Source organism: Virgibacillus oceani (genome assembly GCF_041521345.1).
In the GTDB taxonomy this organism is placed as follows: Bacteria; Bacillota; Bacilli; order Bacillales; family Amphibacillaceae; genus Virgibacillus_N; species Virgibacillus_N oceani_A.
Window position 1 is genome coordinate 16,714 of sequence record NZ_JBGOHB010000019.1, and the last position, 16,415, is coordinate 33,128.

General features: G+C 39.3%; 23 protein-coding genes. 22 read left to right on the forward strand and 1 reads right to left on the reverse strand.

Annotation, left to right across the window (positions count from 1 at the left end; genetic code table 11):
• The first annotated feature begins 67 nt into the window (after positions 1–67).
• From ACDX78_RS14320 to ACDX78_RS14355, 8 genes are all read left to right on the forward strand, one after another.
• On the forward strand, positions 68–205 hold the full coding sequence (locus tag ACDX78_RS14320) for a hypothetical protein (RefSeq protein WP_486028835.1): 138 nt from the start codon (positions 68–70) through the stop codon (positions 203–205).
• Between the two features lie 127 nt (positions 206–332).
• The gene (locus ACDX78_RS14325; RefSeq protein ID WP_486028836.1) at positions 333–596 is read left to right on the forward strand and encodes a hypothetical protein; all 264 of its coding nucleotides are present in this window, start codon (positions 333–335) and stop codon (positions 594–596) included.
• A 343-nt stretch (positions 597–939) separates the two neighbouring features.
• Positions 940–1,236 (forward strand): hypothetical protein, encoded by a 297-nt coding sequence (locus ACDX78_RS14330; RefSeq protein ID WP_486028837.1) that lies wholly within the window; start codon positions 940–942, stop codon positions 1,234–1,236.
• A 250-nt stretch (positions 1,237–1,486) separates the two neighbouring features.
• Positions 1,487–2,215, forward strand: a complete 729-nt coding sequence (gene nagB / locus ACDX78_RS14335; protein ID WP_486028838.1) for a glucosamine-6-phosphate deaminase — start codon at positions 1,487–1,489, stop codon at positions 2,213–2,215.
• Between the two features lie 108 nt (positions 2,216–2,323).
• Positions 2,324–2,491, forward strand: coding sequence for a hypothetical protein (locus tag ACDX78_RS14340; protein WP_486028839.1), 168 nt, complete (start codon positions 2,324–2,326; stop codon positions 2,489–2,491).
• Entirely contained in the window at positions 2,484–2,750 is a 267-nt protein-coding gene (locus ACDX78_RS14345; RefSeq protein WP_486028840.1) for a hypothetical protein, read from the forward strand. Before ACDX78_RS14340 ends, ACDX78_RS14345 begins: the two co-directional genes overlap by 8 nt.
• A gap of 29 nt (positions 2,751–2,779) precedes the next feature.
• A complete protein-coding gene (locus ACDX78_RS14350; protein ID WP_486028841.1) occupies positions 2,780–3,178 on the forward strand; it encodes a hypothetical protein in 399 nt (132 codons plus the stop codon).
• A gap of 278 nt (positions 3,179–3,456) precedes the next feature.
• The gene (locus ACDX78_RS14355; RefSeq protein WP_486028842.1) at positions 3,457–3,873 is read left to right on the forward strand and encodes a hypothetical protein; all 417 of its coding nucleotides are present in this window, start codon (positions 3,457–3,459) and stop codon (positions 3,871–3,873) included.
• 883 nt (positions 3,874–4,756) lie between these two features.
• On the opposite strand, the gene ACDX78_RS14360 is transcribed toward ACDX78_RS14355, so the two are convergent.
• Positions 4,757–5,389: a YigZ family protein gene (locus tag ACDX78_RS14360; protein ID WP_486028843.1), complete on the reverse strand. Its 633-nt coding sequence runs from the start codon at positions 5,387–5,389 to the stop codon at positions 4,757–4,759.
• A 140-nt stretch (positions 5,390–5,529) separates the two neighbouring features.
• Here ACDX78_RS14360 and ACDX78_RS14365 point away from each other — a divergent pair, with 140 nt between their 5' ends.
• The 14 genes from ACDX78_RS14365 to flaG all read left to right on the forward strand — a co-directional run bounded on the left by ACDX78_RS14365 (position 5,530) and on the right by flaG (position 16,407).
• Positions 5,530–6,669: a sensor histidine kinase gene (locus tag ACDX78_RS14365; protein WP_486028844.1), complete on the forward strand. Its 1,140-nt coding sequence runs from the start codon at positions 5,530–5,532 to the stop codon at positions 6,667–6,669.
• Positions 6,670–6,788: 119 nt separating this feature from the next.
• A complete protein-coding gene (locus tag ACDX78_RS14370; protein WP_486028845.1) occupies positions 6,789–7,478 on the forward strand; it encodes a response regulator in 690 nt (229 codons plus the stop codon).
• Positions 7,479–7,637: 159 nt separating this feature from the next.
• Entirely contained in the window at positions 7,638–8,480 is an 843-nt protein-coding gene (locus ACDX78_RS14375) for a DegV family protein (RefSeq protein WP_486028846.1), read from the forward strand.
• Positions 8,481–8,568: 88 nt separating this feature from the next.
• Positions 8,569–9,978: an ATP-dependent helicase ComFA gene (locus ACDX78_RS14380; RefSeq protein ID WP_486028847.1), complete on the forward strand. Its 1,410-nt coding sequence runs from the start codon at positions 8,569–8,571 to the stop codon at positions 9,976–9,978.
• 1 nt (position 9,979) lies between these two features.
• Positions 9,980–10,654, forward strand: coding sequence for a ComF family protein (locus tag ACDX78_RS14385; protein ID WP_486028848.1), 675 nt, complete (start codon positions 9,980–9,982; stop codon positions 10,652–10,654).
• A gap of 32 nt (positions 10,655–10,686) precedes the next feature.
• Positions 10,687–11,085 (forward strand): TIGR03826 family flagellar region protein, encoded by a 399-nt coding sequence (locus ACDX78_RS14390; RefSeq protein ID WP_486028849.1) that lies wholly within the window; start codon positions 10,687–10,689, stop codon positions 11,083–11,085.
• 70 nt (positions 11,086–11,155) lie between these two features.
• The gene (gene flgM / locus ACDX78_RS14395; RefSeq protein WP_486028850.1) at positions 11,156–11,416 is read left to right on the forward strand and encodes a flagellar biosynthesis anti-sigma factor FlgM; all 261 of its coding nucleotides are present in this window, start codon (positions 11,156–11,158) and stop codon (positions 11,414–11,416) included.
• Positions 11,417–11,432: 16 nt separating this feature from the next.
• Positions 11,433–11,921, forward strand: a complete 489-nt coding sequence (locus ACDX78_RS14400) for a flagellar protein FlgN (protein ID WP_486028851.1) — start codon at positions 11,433–11,435, stop codon at positions 11,919–11,921.
• Between the two features lie 250 nt (positions 11,922–12,171).
• Positions 12,172–13,653 (forward strand): flagellar hook-associated protein FlgK, encoded by a 1,482-nt coding sequence (flgK, locus tag ACDX78_RS14405; RefSeq protein ID WP_486028852.1) that lies wholly within the window; start codon positions 12,172–12,174, stop codon positions 13,651–13,653.
• 5 nt (positions 13,654–13,658) lie between these two features.
• Entirely contained in the window at positions 13,659–14,555 is an 897-nt protein-coding gene (gene flgL / locus ACDX78_RS14410; protein ID WP_486028853.1) for a flagellar hook-associated protein FlgL, read from the forward strand.
• A 79-nt stretch (positions 14,556–14,634) separates the two neighbouring features.
• Positions 14,635–15,198 carry a DUF6470 family protein gene (locus ACDX78_RS14415; RefSeq protein WP_486028854.1) on the forward strand — a complete coding sequence of 188 codons (564 nt, stop codon included), beginning with the start codon at positions 14,635–14,637 and terminating at the stop codon, positions 15,196–15,198.
• Positions 15,199–15,213: 15 nt separating this feature from the next.
• Positions 15,214–15,663: a flagellar assembly protein FliW gene (fliW, locus tag ACDX78_RS14420; protein ID WP_486028855.1), complete on the forward strand. Its 450-nt coding sequence runs from the start codon at positions 15,214–15,216 to the stop codon at positions 15,661–15,663.
• A 2-nt stretch (positions 15,664–15,665) separates the two neighbouring features.
• Positions 15,666–15,896, forward strand: a complete 231-nt coding sequence (csrA, locus tag ACDX78_RS14425) for a carbon storage regulator CsrA (protein ID WP_486028856.1) — start codon at positions 15,666–15,668, stop codon at positions 15,894–15,896.
• A 160-nt stretch (positions 15,897–16,056) separates the two neighbouring features.
• Complete coding sequence (gene flaG / locus ACDX78_RS14430; protein WP_486028857.1) at positions 16,057–16,407, forward strand: flagellar protein FlaG; 351 nt, start codon at positions 16,057–16,059, stop codon at positions 16,405–16,407.
• Positions 16,408–16,415: the final 8 nt, after the last annotated feature.

A 16,415-nucleotide genomic window follows, 5' to 3' on the forward strand; every position in this document is an offset into this window, starting at 1 on the left:
CGAATTATTGTGATAAGGTACTATTTAACTACAAAAATGAAATAAATAGAAAAAAGGCGGGAACACGATGAGAGAGCAGGAATGGTATAAAGATCTGATGGCTAAAATGATTACAGAAACAGAAAATGAAAAAATTAATTCATCTGAAGAAATGATTAAAACGTTAATTGACGAGATCAAGTTATTGAGAACGAAAACAGGGTAACGGTGCCAGCAGAAAGCATATCGAAATAAAAACGTTGAGTTGCACAACGGAAGTTCGGAATCATCAGATATAGACAATCCATTAACTTGTGCTAATTTTTTAATGAAACGTGAAAGGATGGTTTGTCATGAAAAGAGCCTCATCAACGTACATTAAAAATGCAACGATTTATTTAGATGATGAGATTATTAAAAATGGTTCCATCCTGATAGAAGGTTGCCAGATAACAGAAGTGAAATCCGGTAGAATAACTTTTATACCTGCACACGTGCAAATAGTGGATGCTACTAGTTTGCTGGCTATCCTTGGGTTTATTGATGGTCATATCCATGGGGCGAACGGTGCTGATATGATGGGTGCAACTGAAAAGGCGCTGGATGCAATGCAATAGTGAGGGTGCTGCCCGAAAAAGGGACAACCAGCTTTCTGGCAACAACGATTACGCAGGCATCTGAAAAGATTGATGCTGCTTTAAGGAATATTGCGGGTTAGAATTCCAAAACAGGGCAGGCGGAGATACTTGGCGCCCATTTGGAAGGACCTTTTATTGAAAAGACCAAGGCGGGGGTACAACCTTAAGGTTACATAATAAAACCGGATATAGCGCAATTTAAGGCTTGGCAGCAGTTCTCAGGGAACCGGATTAAGACTATCACACTTGCGCCGTAAGTGGATATGGACGGGAAGCTTATTAAATATTTATACGAGAGTGGAATCATGCCGGATTTTCCGATATGAAAAAGGCCGTATTCCATGGTGTACGTCAGGCTACCCACTTATGTAATGCCATGACAGGTATTCATCATCGGGATATTGGGTGTTGTGGGTGCTGCCTTTTTTCTGAAAGCGTACGGGCAGCGCTAATTGCTGACGGGATTCATGTGTCCCCAGAAATGCTTTCTTTGATTTTTGCTAATATGGGAAGTGAGCGTTTGCTTTTCATTACGGGCGCCATGCGGGCAAAATGTTTAGAAAAGGTGCCGGGCGGCGAGCCTGTAACTGTTTCAGAAGACAGCAAAAATTTTAGCTGATGGCACATTGGCAGGCTGTATTTTAAAGATGAATGAAGGAGCAAGGCGAATGCTCCAGCTTTCAAATGTAGTGATGCAGCATATTGTACGGCTGACCTCATAAAACTCGGAAAATCAACTAGGAGTATGGGAAAGAAAGGGAGGTATTTCAGTTGGAAAGGGTGCGGATGTTCTTTTAGTGAGTGAAGAACTGGATATTAAATATACGATTTGTAACGGCGTTATCGCTTTTAAGGAGGGACATAAATCAATGAAAATAATCACTGTGAAAGATTATCAGGAAATGAGTCAGCGTGCAGGGGAATTGCTTATTAACAGGGTGAATATGAAGGGTGAAGCAGTGCTGGGACTTGCGACCGGCTCTACTCCGGAAGGCATGTATGCATACATTGTGGAAAAATATAAAGACGGGAAAGTTTCTTTTTCGGATGTACAGACGTTTAATTTGGATGAGTATGTGGGTTTGTATGAAGATGATCCGAACAGTTATGCGTATTACATGAAAAATCATTTATTTAACCATATCGACCTGCGTGATGAAAATGCGCATCTGCCGAATAGTAGAGCGAAGGATTTGCAGGAGGAGTGCCAAGCGTACGAAAAGAAAATCGATCGAGCAGGAAAGATTGATCTTCAAGTGCTGGGCATCGGATTAAATGGACATATCGGTTTTAATGAACCTGGAACTTCCTTTAAAAACAAAACGCAAATTGTGGATTTGGATGAATCAACCCGTCAGGCAAATGCCCGCTTCTTCAATTCGATTGAGGAAGTTCCGACACAGGCGATTACTATGGGTGTAGAAACAATTATGAACAGCAAAGAAATCATGATGCTGATCTACGGAGAAGGCAAAGCCGATACAGTGGCCAGGCTTCTGGAAGGAAAAGTCAATGAAGATTTCCCGGCATCCATCATACATCAGCACCCAAACGTAACAATCATTACAGACGAAGCAGCATATTCGAAAGTGAAATAGTGAAACACGGGGACAGATCTTTTGTTGCAAGTCGAGAAAATATAGTTGTTCCTGAGTAAGCAGACTTCACAGGTGAATTGGAAAATATCTGAGAGAACTCGATCAATCGTGAAATACTATGCGGAATACACAGAGCATACCGAAGAGGGAGTTGTCGATGAATTTTTAAATAATATCCTGCTGGATAAGTATTTTCAAAAGTGGATTGAAGGCAAACGCGATAATAAACGGATAATGAGTCAAATTTACAATACGGAGGAAACTAATATTGACTAAATTAAAGAGATTAGCTCACTCAAATGATGGAATTGTAAATATCAATGCTCCCCTTTTGGATAGTGAAGACTCCACTATTATGAGCGAGATTTATCGAGTATTCAGCAAAGAAGTCAGAGAAGGTAATGCACATCATTTTTTGTGTAAAGTTGACCGGAATAAGAGTTTACAAGATGCGTATCAAGAATTTATATATGGCAGAAAGGATTTAAAATATTGGGGAGAATTAACTGGCGAAGATACTAAGTCCATTCATTAGCTTATAAAAGATTGGAATAGCAAATAAAATTGCATCAATTTCACAAAGTTGAAACAGATAGTCATTTAACCTACAAGGTTTGGGCAAAAAATCCGATTGATTACCCCTTACCACCAAAAGACAAAGGTGATTTTCTTGTAGATTGTAAAAAGGATGTAAGCGTAGTCGATGAAGAATACCTAGCTAATATGATTATGAAAGTTAGTGATAGAGCTGCAAATAATTTTATGCAGAATATAAGAAGGAGACTGTCAATACTCGAAAGACCGCTTTTAACCACCAGAGATGATAGGAAGAGTTATATTTATGCTAACTTTAACCCTAAATATGCACAAATGGCTGTCACCATTTTAAGAATCTATTACAATTTTTGTTTAGCTAATAATACAAAAGGGGGTAGAAAAACTCCAGCACAACAATTGGTTTAACAGACAAGCAATTTAAAATGAATGGTATACTCTGTTTCAAATGAAATCGTCTTTAGAAAAGGCGATTTTTTTATAGGAACATTCGTTTTTTGTGTTAAAATTATATATAATCAGTAAATTAATTATTCAACGAAGCAGAAGAGTTTAAGAAGGGAAAATGAGATTTTGTTAAAATGTTTATAAGAAGTTTTATTCGGTCTTTTTAACTATGTTCAATGAAACTTTTTACTGCATCCACTCGTATATATTAATAAATAAATTAGAAAAAGGGGTACATTATGAAAAAACAGATAATGTTTCCATTGCTCTTATTTGTACTTTTATTATCGGCTTGTAACAATAGCGATGAGTTATCTGGAAAAACTTTTGATGTTTCTTATTCGGGACCTCACGATAAATATTACTCTGAAATAACATTAGAATTTTTAGATGGGAATATAGTGAAAAATACGAAGGGTTATGAAGAAGGAACCTATGATTTGAAAGAAGATAAACTTATTATTCAGTTTGAAAATGAGAATGAGTTTTTAGAAATAGAATTCACACTTGAAGAAAGTAATGAAGATTCTAGTACGTATTTAGCAGAAATTAATGATGCTGATTATAAAATGACTGATACGGATAAAATAAGCCATTTTCAAAACTTCTTATTTAAATTAGATGAAGGAAGACCCTACCAATTTATAGAAAAATAGAAAAAAGTAACCTATCTTGAAAATGAAAAGTAAAACTAATTATTCTGTTCAATTAAAGAATGCGATTGTTACTTCTTTTGCTTTAAAAGCAAATCGAATAAGGTGGGATTCACAAACCGGTGCATTGATTTAAGAATCAATTATAACAAATAAGGCTTAGAGAAAAATTTCTTTAAGCCTTTTAAATGAGATTTATACTGTGAAATCAGTTGTAAAAATAGTGCGAATCACTTTTGTGAATTATGATGTAATTTAACGTTTTGCACCTTGCAAGTAAAACCGTTACTTTTCACTAGGTGTTTTTTTATTTATTGCATCGGGATAGGATGGAAATATTTTATTTAATATGGAAGACGTTTGTATGGGCGCTGCATGTAAAAGTCTCCAACAGGAGTTATAGAAGGAATTTGGGGGAACTTTTTCAAAAATGTTTTCAATAAAAACTAGAGATGGCGCTTGAACATCCTTCCACCACACAATTTAGGAACCATCTTTGATGATGTATATATTGACAGTAACCCTGCTAACCATATGGAAGGATCGCAGACAGTATTGCTTCCTGCAAGTGGTGTAGAGGTTGTAGAATTCACGAAGCAGAAGAAGGTAGTACCCATATGTAACCCAATAATTTAACCATGCCACTAAAAGCGGCGTAGGAATTCTCAAAGTAACAGAAGACGGACTGGGTGATGGCGAGGAAGTAAGCGGACATTAAAACGAAAAAAACCGGTCAGCATCTTGCGAGGTGCTGACCGATTTTGATTTTGGAATAAACATGGAACGCTGATAAACCCTAATGAGCCACGTTCACCTGTGCTTCGGTGCAACGGAATCAAACGAGCACTTCACCACCCTATTGCAACAGCAGAACCGTGCCGCTGTTTCACACATCCATTTCTACATATTTTTTCTCGGTTTCTTTAATTTCTGCCTGGTCGCTTGTCAAGTTGACGATCCATTCGTGAAACTCTTCCTCATTTCCACTTACTACATAAACCACAAATTCTACTTTTTCCAGATAATTAATTGTTTCTAAAATATGCTCGGAATTTCTGAGCTGGTTTTCCAATTTGCCAAGCAGGGTATAATCAACGGTGACGGAGAAGCCCTGCATAAGCTGTCGCTTTACAACACCGGTCGTCTGAATAGCCTGGGATGTGGTGTTTCCATAAGCACGGATTAGTCCGCCAGCTCCCAGTTTGATGCCGCCAAAATACCTTGTCACGACAACAGCAGTATCTTTCAAATTTTGCTTTTTTAACACTTCAAGCATCGGTACACCGGCAGTACCGCTTGGTTCACCGTCATCATTCGCTTTTTGGACTTGGTCATGTTCACCAATCATGTACGCGGAACAGTTATGTGTGGCATCCGCATGTTTTTTTTTAATTTCCTGAACAAATTGCTGTGCTGCCTCCTCGCTCTCGACACGTCTGACGTAGCCAATGAATCTGGATTTCTGTAAAATGATTTCATCCATACCTTCTTTTTTTACTGTATAATAAGTTTCTAACATGATATTACCTCCAAATCATTGCATTATAGTATAATAGCAGGTACAAAGTAATAGAAGAAAAATTCCTATAATATGTAGAAAGACCCTATAAAAAATTTGTAAATATACGTATAATTATATCATAGGTTGGTGGAGAAGCTATGGTGAAAAGAATAAGCGAGTCGGCGCTGGATTTTATCATCAATGAAATGATAGAAGTAGTAGAAAACAGCAAAGATGAAATATTTAATATCAGTGAAGAAGCGCGCAAAGAACATGAGCATCTTGTTCGCGAATTAAAAATCACCAAAGTGAAAGTCGCAAAACATATTGAGGATGGTGATCAGCTTGAGCAAAAGGTAAGGTATTCCAGGCAACGTTTGGCAGAAGTAAGCAGACATTTTGACCGCTACACAGAAACAGATGTCCGAGCCGTTTATGAAAGAACACATGAAATGCAAACAAGGCTGGCAGTCATGCGGCAGGAAGAAAACGGGTTGCGTGAAAAACGGGACGATCTGGAAAGAAGGTTAATCTCATTAAGCCAAACAATTGAACGGGCAGAAGGACTTGCGGGAAAGATTTCCGTGATCCTGAATTATTTGCATGATGATTTCAAACAAGTCAATGAAATGATAGAAGATGCAAAGGAGAAACAGGAATTCGGCTTGAAAATTATTGAAGCACAGGAAGAAGAGCGCAGCAGGATTTCAAGAGAAATTCATGATGGACCCGCACAAATGCTTGCAAACATACTACTTCGCTCAGAGCTGGTAGAAATGAATTATCGTAAAAACGATATAGATCAGGCGCTTTCTGAAATGAAAAGTGTCCGTAAAATGATTCGTTCCTCTTTATACGAGGTGCGGCGAATAATTTACGATTTGAGACCGATGGCGCTGGATGATCTTGGTTTAATTCCAACGATTAGAAAATACGTTACAACGATTGCAGATTATAATGATACAGAGATTAATTTTACACCTATAGGCGAAGATAAGCGCTTAAATCAGAAGTATGAAGTTGCATTTTTCCGGCTTGTTCAGGAAGCAGTACAAAATGCTGTGAAACACGCTGAATCTACTTTCATAGATGTTAAGCTGGAGTTAGGCAAAAGAAATATATCGATGCTTATTAAGGATAATGGAAAAGGATTTGACCCGACTATAAAAAGAGACAAGTCATTTGGTTTAATCGGAATGCGCGAGCGGGTGGAAATGCTGGAAGGGAAATTCAGTATTGATTCCAAGCCCGGAAAAGGCACGATGATTTTTATTCAGGTTCCATATCAGCATACATAATTTGGGGCTGAATGTTTATTGGAATATATGCCAATCTATAAATAGAGAGAGAAATAACGTTAAAATTATCTATCATAGAGAAGTTAATAGGAAAAGATATAAAATTTGGAGGAAGAAAAATGGGAGACAAACGTGTTGGGATTGTTTTGATTGATGACCATAAGTTATTTCGTGAAGGTGTAAAACGAATTCTGGACTTAGAAGAGGGTTTTGAAATACTTGCTGAAGGGGACGATGGTTCTGTTGCTGCAAAACTGGTAAAGGAACATAATCCGGACGTAGTGTTAATGGATATTAATATGCCTCATATCAATGGCGTTCAGGCAACAGCAGATTTAGTCAGGTATTTCCCTGATACGAGGGTAATTATTTTGTCCATCCACGATGATGAAAGCTATGTTACCCATGCACTGAAGACAGGGGCGCAAGGTTATTTATTGAAAGAGATGGATTCTGAGGCCTTAATTGAGGCTATTAAAGTAGTAAAAGATGGGGGGTCATACTTGCACCCGAAAGTAACCCATAATCTGGTACAGGAGTATCGGCGTCTTGCAAAAGAAAATTTTGTCGTTTACGGGGAAAATGGAATGGAAGTTCAAAAACCACTGCATATCCTTACAAAACGCGAATGCCAGATTTTACAGCTGCTGGCAGATGGGAAAAGCAATCGTTCAGTAGCAGAAACACTGTACATCAGCGAAAAAACGGTGAAGAATCATGTCAGTAACATCCTGCAGAAAATGAATGTGAATGACCGTACACAAGCCGTAGTATCCGCCATTCGCAAAGGCTGGGTAGAAGTAGGCTAAGTAAAACAAAGAGACGGTTCTTTTGTTGGCAAAAAGAACCGTCTCTTTTTGGTGTCTATCCGGATGCATTTTTTCATAGATTCGTGTAAAATAATAGCTGAATAGCCTATTAGACACAATCATAAAAATAATTATAATTTTATATTAGAGGTGGAAATGATGAAAGTTGCTGTAATGACGGACAGTACGGCATATATTCCCAAGGAGGTCAGGGAAAAGCATGGAATTCACATGGTTCCTTTGAGTGTAGTATTTGAAGGTGAATCATTCAGAGAAGAAATGGATATTTCAACGGAAGAGTTTTACCAAAAAATGAAAGAATCCAAGACCCTTCCTAAAACATCCCAGCCATCTATCGGTGATGTGACAAAAAAGCTGGAGGAACTTGCAGCGGATTATGATGCGGTTATCTCTATTCATCTATCAAGCGGAATCAGCGGCACATATCAGGCAGTAGTAAGTGCCAGGGAGATGGCAGAAAATATTGAGGTTTATCCGTTCGACTCTGAAATCAGCTGCATGCCTCAGGGGTTTTACGCACTCGAAGCAGTAGAGCTGGCTAAAGAAGGTAAAACAGCAGAGGAAATTGTAAAGCGCCTGGACGAGATGAAAAATAGTCTGCGTGCTTATTTTATGGTGGACGATTTAACCAATTTGCAGCGTGGAGGCAGACTCAGCAGTGCTCAGGCTCTACTTGGCGGCATGCTTCAAATTAAACCTGTTCTTCATTTTGTAGATAAAGTCATTGTTCCCTTTGAAAAAATCCGCACCCGAAAAAAAGCAATTAACCGGATAATGGGACTACTGGAAGAAGAAGCAGCAAAAGGAAAGGCAATGCGCGTTGTTTTTATTCATGGAAATGATGAGCATTCAGCGGTCGAGCTGGAAAAAGAATTTTTAAAAAAGTATCCGGATACGGAAACATCCATCAGCTATTTTGGTCCGGTTATCGGCACACATGTAGGTCAAGGGGCGCTTGGTATTGGATGGTATGTGAAATAGTTTAACATCAGAGCAGCCACAGCTAATAACGCGAGGTTCAGAAGAAACATCTGAATCTCCTGCTTTATAATCAGAGGAGGAATAAATATTGGAAGAAATCATGGAATTAAATATAGATGCACTGGCACAGCGGTTTTCAGGAAAGCTCCTGCTAAGAAATGAAATACCCCTTGATGAAAACACTTTTCAACAAATGCTATCCGCCAAAATTTTCACCCCAACCCAATCCATCATAAGAAATTTTCTTTCCTATCAGTGTAACCGATGCGGCAATCAGGAACGCAATTTATTTGCCGATATCCCCTGTCAACTTTGTCATAAAACATATATATACTGCAGAAAATGTATTGATATGGGAAGGGTGATGGAATGTGAACCCCTTTATTACTGGTCCGGAGATAAGCCGTCATGGTCTGAACATGAAGATCCATGCTCATGGGAAGGGGAGCTGACGCCGAAGCAGCAACAGGCAGCAGAGAGGATTACAGCTGCTGTGAAAATGAAGGAAAATGAGCTCCTTGTCTGGGCAGTATGTGGCGCAGGGAAAACCGAGATGCTTTTTCCCGGGATCACTGAAGCACTCAAGCTGGGAATGCGTATCTGCATTGCTACGCCGAGAGCAGATGTTGTACGAGAGCTGAAGCCCCGTCTCCAGCATGCTTTCCAACAGGTTCCAGTGCAAGCTTTATATGGAGGAAGTGAGGATAAAGACGGCACTGCACAGCTCATGATTGCGACAACACATCAATTGCTTCGTATGAAAGAAGCTTTCGACATGATAGTTATCGATGAAATTGATGCTTTCCCATTCCATTCAGATCTTTCCTTGCCATTTGCCGCCAGCCGAGCAAAAAAACCGACGAGTACAACGATCTACTTAACAGCTACCCCAAGAAAAAATCACCAATCACGAATCCAGCAAAAAAAGCTCCCTCATATATTTGTACCTGTCCGTTATCATGGCTATGCCTTACCCGTTCCAAAAATGAAAATGTCATTCTCGCTGCAAAAAGACTTACAAAAAGATATGCCACCTTCTACATTAATTTCCTGGTTAAAGAAAAGAAAAAATCAAGACAGGCAATTGCTTATTTTTGTACCTACCATTTCTTTGGCTGAAAAATTGCTGAAAAATATAGCGGAGGTACTTTTAAAAGAAAGAGTAATAGATAATAGGAAAAAGATCGATTTTGTACACGCTGAGGATCCGAACAGAACAGAAAAAGTAATGCAATTTAGGGAAAAAGAACTCACAGTTATCATTACGACTACGATATTGGAAAGAGGGGTTACTTTTCCTTCCGTTGATGTGGCAATTTTTAATGCAGGACATGAAGTGTTCGATGAGGCAGCACTCGTGCAAATTGCCGGCAGGGCTGGAAGAAGTGCAGATGATCCGACTGGGGAAGTCGTCTTTATTCATGACGGAAAAACTGAAGCAATGGTACGGGCGATTGATGCGATAAAACAAATGAATAAAAGAGGAGGACTGCATTAATATGCACTGTTTATGGTGTTTTGAACAAATCACGCCACAAATGAACTGGCAAAATATTGTCGTCCTTTTTAAACCTAAAACACTTTGTAATCAGTGTGAAGGAAAGCTGGATGAGCTGATTGGGAACCGTTGCAGCCGATGCAGTCGTATATCGGAGGAGGAGGTCTGTTCGGATTGTATTTGGTGGCTGCGTCATACTGGGCAGGATGTATTGGCATATAACCATTCAATTTATACGTATAATTCCTTTATACAGGATGTGATTGCCAAGTGGAAATACCGAGGAGATTATCAGCTTGGGAATGTTTTTAAACAACCGTTAATGGAGGCTTTCTCGTATAAATTCTTTAAAATGTGGCCAATAGTTGTGCCAATTCCGCTTAGTGAGGAGCGACTTACAGAGCGGGGATTTAATCAGGCGAAAATGATGGCCGATTTTTTGCCTGGCAAATCTGAGGAGATTCTAAAACGGGTACACGGGGAAAAACAGTCTAAAAAGACACGCAACGAGCGAATTTTTACAGATAATCCATTCATTTTGACCAAGCCTATTAAAAAACCGGTCATACTTGTCGATGATATATATACAACAGGTACAACGATCCGGCATGCAGCAGCGCTTTTAAAGAAACATGGAACGCCCGAAATTTACAGTCTTACTTTAATTCGGGGATAGCTGCTGCTATGTTATAATTGGAGGGAGAAATCATGGCAGAACTGGCTAATTGCGCTCGTTGTGATACGGTGTTTATAAAAGAAATTCGTGATATTTGTCAAAACTGTTATAAGGAAGAAGAAAAAGCCTTTGAAACGGTTTATCAATTTTTGCGTCAACGAAAAAACAGGGAAGCAACGATGGTGGAAATTGTGGAAGCAACAGGGGTGGAAGAATCGTGGATCAGTAAATTCATCAAAGAAAAAAGACTGCTTACTTCTCAATTCCCCAAGTTGAATTATCCTTGTGAGAAGTGCGAGAAACCAATTGTTCGGGGGCGCCTATGCACTAGCTGCTCAGAGGAAATAAAGGAAGACCTCAAGCTGCATGAAAAACAGCAATTACAGGAAAGTGAAAAAAAGAAAAAAACGTATTATATGTTTGATTCATAGACTTCACATGTGAAAAAATGTGCCGATATATAGAGTAGATAATAGCGGCGAAGAAAAAAGAGGTGAAATGATGAAGATAAATGGTCCGAACCAGACAAATTTCAACCCCTATAAAAACCAGATACAAAAACAAGCGGATCTGAAAAGAGATATGAAACAGGATCAGATTGAAATATCCAATCAGGCAAAAGAACTGCTGGAGAGTGAAAAGGCTGATCCAAAGCGGGAAGCCTATGTACAGGATATTAAAGATAAAGTAGACGCTGGTGAATATAAAATTAACTATGAAAAAACTGCCCAAAAAATGATTGATTTTTGGTCAAAGCAGTAAAAGGGAGTATAGGAATATGTCCACACAACCAATTATCGTTTCATTGGAAGCATTGATTTCATTCCATGAACGGCTGCTCGGTATGTCGGAACAAAAAACAGTGCTAATTAAGGACGGGGCGATTGAAGAACTGCAGTCATTGCTTGTAAAAGAAAGAAAAGAAATCCGGCTATTGGAGCAAGCAGAAGAAAAGCGTCAGGCCGAGGTGGATACATGGTTTCGGGAAAGACAGGCTCATCAGGATGCAACCATCACAGGCATGTTCGAAATACTGACAGATGATGCGGAGAAAAAAGAACTGGAAGAAACAACGATTAAACTGACAAAAATGATTACGAAGATGAAGCAGCAGGAAGAGCTGAATCAAGCGTTGTTAAATCAATCCATGCAGTTTGTGCAACTGAACATGAGCATGATGAACCCCGCCCTGAAAGAAATTAACTACGGGAAACAGAAGCAGAAAGCAACACCAATGAACCGATCGGTTTTTGATTCCCAGGCTTAAAACAGAGGGATGGTTCTTCTGTTTCACGAAGAGGTCGAACAAAGGAACGGATTTTTTTGTGAGTGACATGTTACGAGAGGTCGACTGCCTATTTCAATTGAGTGTTGATTCACCTGGCAGGGTTCATTGATAATGTATGAATAATCGCTGGAACCGTGTATTATTTCGACTTTCTCAAGTTGGCCAAAAGAGAAATTCTGAAACACGAGAACCGTCCCATTGTTTACAAATAGTAAAGGAGTTTACATATATGAGTACTTTTCATGGTTTGGAGATGGCGAAGCAGGCTTTATTTGCGCAGCGTTCAGCTCTACATACGACGGGTCATAATATTTCCAATGCGAATACGGAAGGCTATTCGAGGCAGCGGGTGAATTTTGAAACGATGAGTCCCTATCCTGCCGGCGCCAGAAATCGTCCGGAAATCCCGGGTCAAATAGGAACAGGGGTAGAGGCTGGGTCGATTGAGCGTGTACGTGACCAATTTCTGGATAAACAATATCGTGCTGAGAATAGTAAAGCAGGTTACTGGGAAACAAAATCCGATGCACTTGCCCGCATGGAAAATTTGATGAATGAACCTTCTGAAAGCGGGTTATCACATACAATGGATCAATTTTGGCAAGCGATTCAGGAACTTGCAGTGAATCCGGATAATTCCGGTGCCAGATCGGTTGTTGCCCAGCGGGGGCTGGCTGTCAGTGAGACATTTAATTATCTTGCTGATTCATTAACATCCATTCGTTCGGATCTGGAAACCCAAATTGAAATAACTGTCATGGATGCTAATTCAATTATCGGTGATATCGACCGTGTTAATAAACAAATTAATCAGCTTGAGCCTCATGGCTATTTGCCAAATGATTTATATGACGAACGTGACCGTTTAATGGATAAGTTATCCAGTATGATGAATATAAAGACAGGGGCTTCAGTTAATGGAGAAAGTTACCCTGGCACAATTGAAGCCGTAGATAACGAAGGAAAATCTTTTGAACCGCCAGTAATATTAGTGAATGGAGAGCCTGGAGAAGAAGGCACAAATGAGATTAAGGTTGAGCCGCCTTATAACGAAATAACAGTTGTTAACGCAGAAGGAGAACCTCGCAATATTACTAGTTCAAATGGGTCCATTACCGGTTTGATTGAAGCATACGGCCATGATGATAATGAGGATGCTGTTAATTTGAAATCGATGCTGGATGACCTGGATGAGATGGCTGTTACTTTTGCTGAAGCATTTAATGAGGTACATCGTGAAGGTTATGGTCTTGACGGAAGCAAAGAGAATTTTTTTGAATCGGAAATTACTGGAGCGGCTGATCTGACGGTTCGTGAGGAAATTTTAAATAACCCTGACAAAATAGCAGCAAGTGCAGATGGTACAACAGGGAATGGTGCCAATGCATCCGAACTGGCAGATATTTTTAATGATAGAGATTTAGATGGTGCACCATTGGGGGAAAACACATCGGTGAACAGCTTCAATCAATCACTTATCAGCAAACTTGGTGTAGCAGCACAAGAAGCAAACCGAATGACGAACAACACGGAAATCCTCCGTACGCAAGTGGAAAATCAGCGCATGTCGGTCAGCTCGGTTTCATTGGATGAAGAAATGTCCAATATGATTAAGTTCCAACATGCTTACAACGCTTCTGCCAGAAGTATGACGGCAATGGATGAACTTTTGGACAGGATAATCAACAATATGGGATTAGTAGGGAGGTAAATGATATGCGGGTAACACAAGGAATGCTCTCCAATAATATGTTGAAAAATCTGCAAAACAGCAATACAAACATGAGTAAATATATGGATCAACTTTCTACCGGCAAAAAAATAAACCGCCCTTCCGATGATCCGGTTGTTGCCATGAATGGGATGAATTATCGCAGTCAAGTATCGGAAATTCAGCAATTTCAACGCAACACGAGTGAAGTGCATAACTGGATGGATAATACCGATGCAGCGCTAAATACAGCGACACAGGCGATGCAAAAACTCCGCGAACTTGCCGTGCAGGCTAGTAATGATACGTATGACGAACAAGAGCGGGAAAATATCAAGAAAGAAGCTGTGCAATTAAAGCAGCACCTTGAAGGTATTGCGGAGACAAATGTGAATGGGAAATATATTTTTAATGGCACAAATACGAACGAATCTCCATTTAATGATGCCGGCGAGTTTACGCCAAATACAGAAAAAGTACAGATAGATGTAGCCGGCGGCATGAAAGTGGATGCAAATGTAAATCCAGAAGAGGTATTTGGAAATGAGTTATTTAGTAATCCTGATGACCCTGATAATCCGGGTAAGCTTGATCGCTTAATAAATGCATTGGAAAATAACAATCAAGCTGGAATTGAAGAAAGCATAAAAGACCTTGATGATTCTATTGATCAGGTAATCAACACGAGGGCAGGTCTCGGAGCACGGATGAATCGTCTTGAATTAGTAGAAAACAGACTGGCTGATCAGGAAATTGTTGCTACAAAAACAATGTCTGATAATGAAGACGTTGATTATGCAGAGGCGATAACGAAATTAATTACGCAAGAAAGCCTCCACCGTGCTGCATTGTCAGCAGGTTCCCGAATTATTCAGCCGTCTCTGGTTAACTTTTTACGTTAATTGCTTCCCACCACCCTTGCCCGTTTTTATTAGGGTAAGGGTTTTTTTAGAATCTATAATGATGAAAGAAGGGATGCATATGAATATCCCGCAGATACGCATGCACTCACAAATGGCACAGATTGAAATCAATCAAACTGCTGCAAAACAGTATATCGAACAACCGAAAGCGGAAATGTCCATTCAACAGCCAGCTGCAACACTTTCAATCCATACTACCCCATCCAGATTGCAAATTGATCAGACTCAAGCCTGGGAAGATATGAACTTAATGCATATCACGAGAAGAAATGAACAATTTGCCGCAGAAGGTTTACAGGCTGTACAGGAGGGCATTTCGAGAAAAGCAGCACAAGGAAGACAGCTTATGATGGTTGAACAAGAAGGTAATCCAATCGTCAGCCAAGCGGTTACGAACAGTCTTAATCCAGCCAAGCAATTAGGAATTACATTCATTCCCTCTCCTTTTTCGGTGAAAATAAATTATCAGCCGTCAGAGGTTGATATAGATGTACAGCGGAATGAGCCAGTGATTGAAGTACTGAGAAACGATCCCGAAATCCATTATGAACCAGGTTCTATAGATATCCGTATGAAACAATTACAGGAGCTGAACATTGATTTTATCAATCTTTATGCCTAAGAAAGGAAGATTGTAATGAGGATACAAACGAAATATTTAGGTGAAGCAAAAATAAAAAGTGCGAATATCATTACGTTTGCAGCTGGAATTCCAGGGTTTAATGAGGAAACAGAATTTGTCCTCATGGACATTCCGGGAAATGCAGGTTTTCAAATCCTGCAATCCGTGACATCGGTGAATGTAGCTTTTATCGTGACTAATCCGCATCAGATTTATCCGAAGTATACATTTGAATTGGACGATAATATGTTGGAGACACTCCAAATAAAGAATGAAAAAGAAGTTGTTGTACTAACCATTGTTACGATAAAAGATCCTTTTCAAGAAAGCACACTTAATTTAAAAGCTCCAATTATTATTAATCCTGTCAGCAAAAAAGGGAAGCAGTATATTATCAATCATGATGAATACGAAACTAAAGCAGCAATGACACCCCAGTATTCCCAGCGTGCGGAAGGAGAATAATAATGCTTGTTTTAACGCGTAAAAAAAATGAAGCCATCCAGATTGGCGAAGATATTGAAATTAAAGTACTTGGCGTCGAGGGGGACCAAATTAAACTTGGCATTCACGCACCAAAGTCAATTGATATTCACCGGAAAGAAATTTACGTAGCGATTCAAAAAGAAAATAGTGAGGCGGCAAGTAGTTCTCTGGATGTGCTTGAAGTTTTAGAGAAAAATAAAAACAATAATTAGGTGAGCGGATCGGAGAAAGCCATCATGCCGTAAACAGGAAGATGGTTTTTATGTATCATGAGAATTTTTTAAAAAGCCAGGTTTTAAGCAAAGTCTATTTACAATTCATCAATCTGTGCCGATATAAAAAATAAACCAGGATGGGTAAGGGGCTGGTATTATGCGGTTAGGAAATGAAATACAAGGGGCTTTAGCGGCAGGACAGAAAATAACAGCTGAAACAGCTGCATTACAAATAAGAAAAGGTATGACAGAAGATAATGCCTTACAGAAGGACAATGTTATCAATAAAGAACAAGTAGAAACAGTAGTGTCCAAATTAAACGAGTTTATAGAGCCAGTGCGTACAAATTTGAAATTTGAACTCCATGAAAAATTAAATGATTATTATGTTACTGTTGTAGACTCAATTACAAACGAAAAGATAAAAGAAATACCACCTAAAAAGTTTCTGGATATGTATGCAGATATGATTGAACGAATGGGATTATTAATCGACGAAAAAGTTTAGGGAGTGAT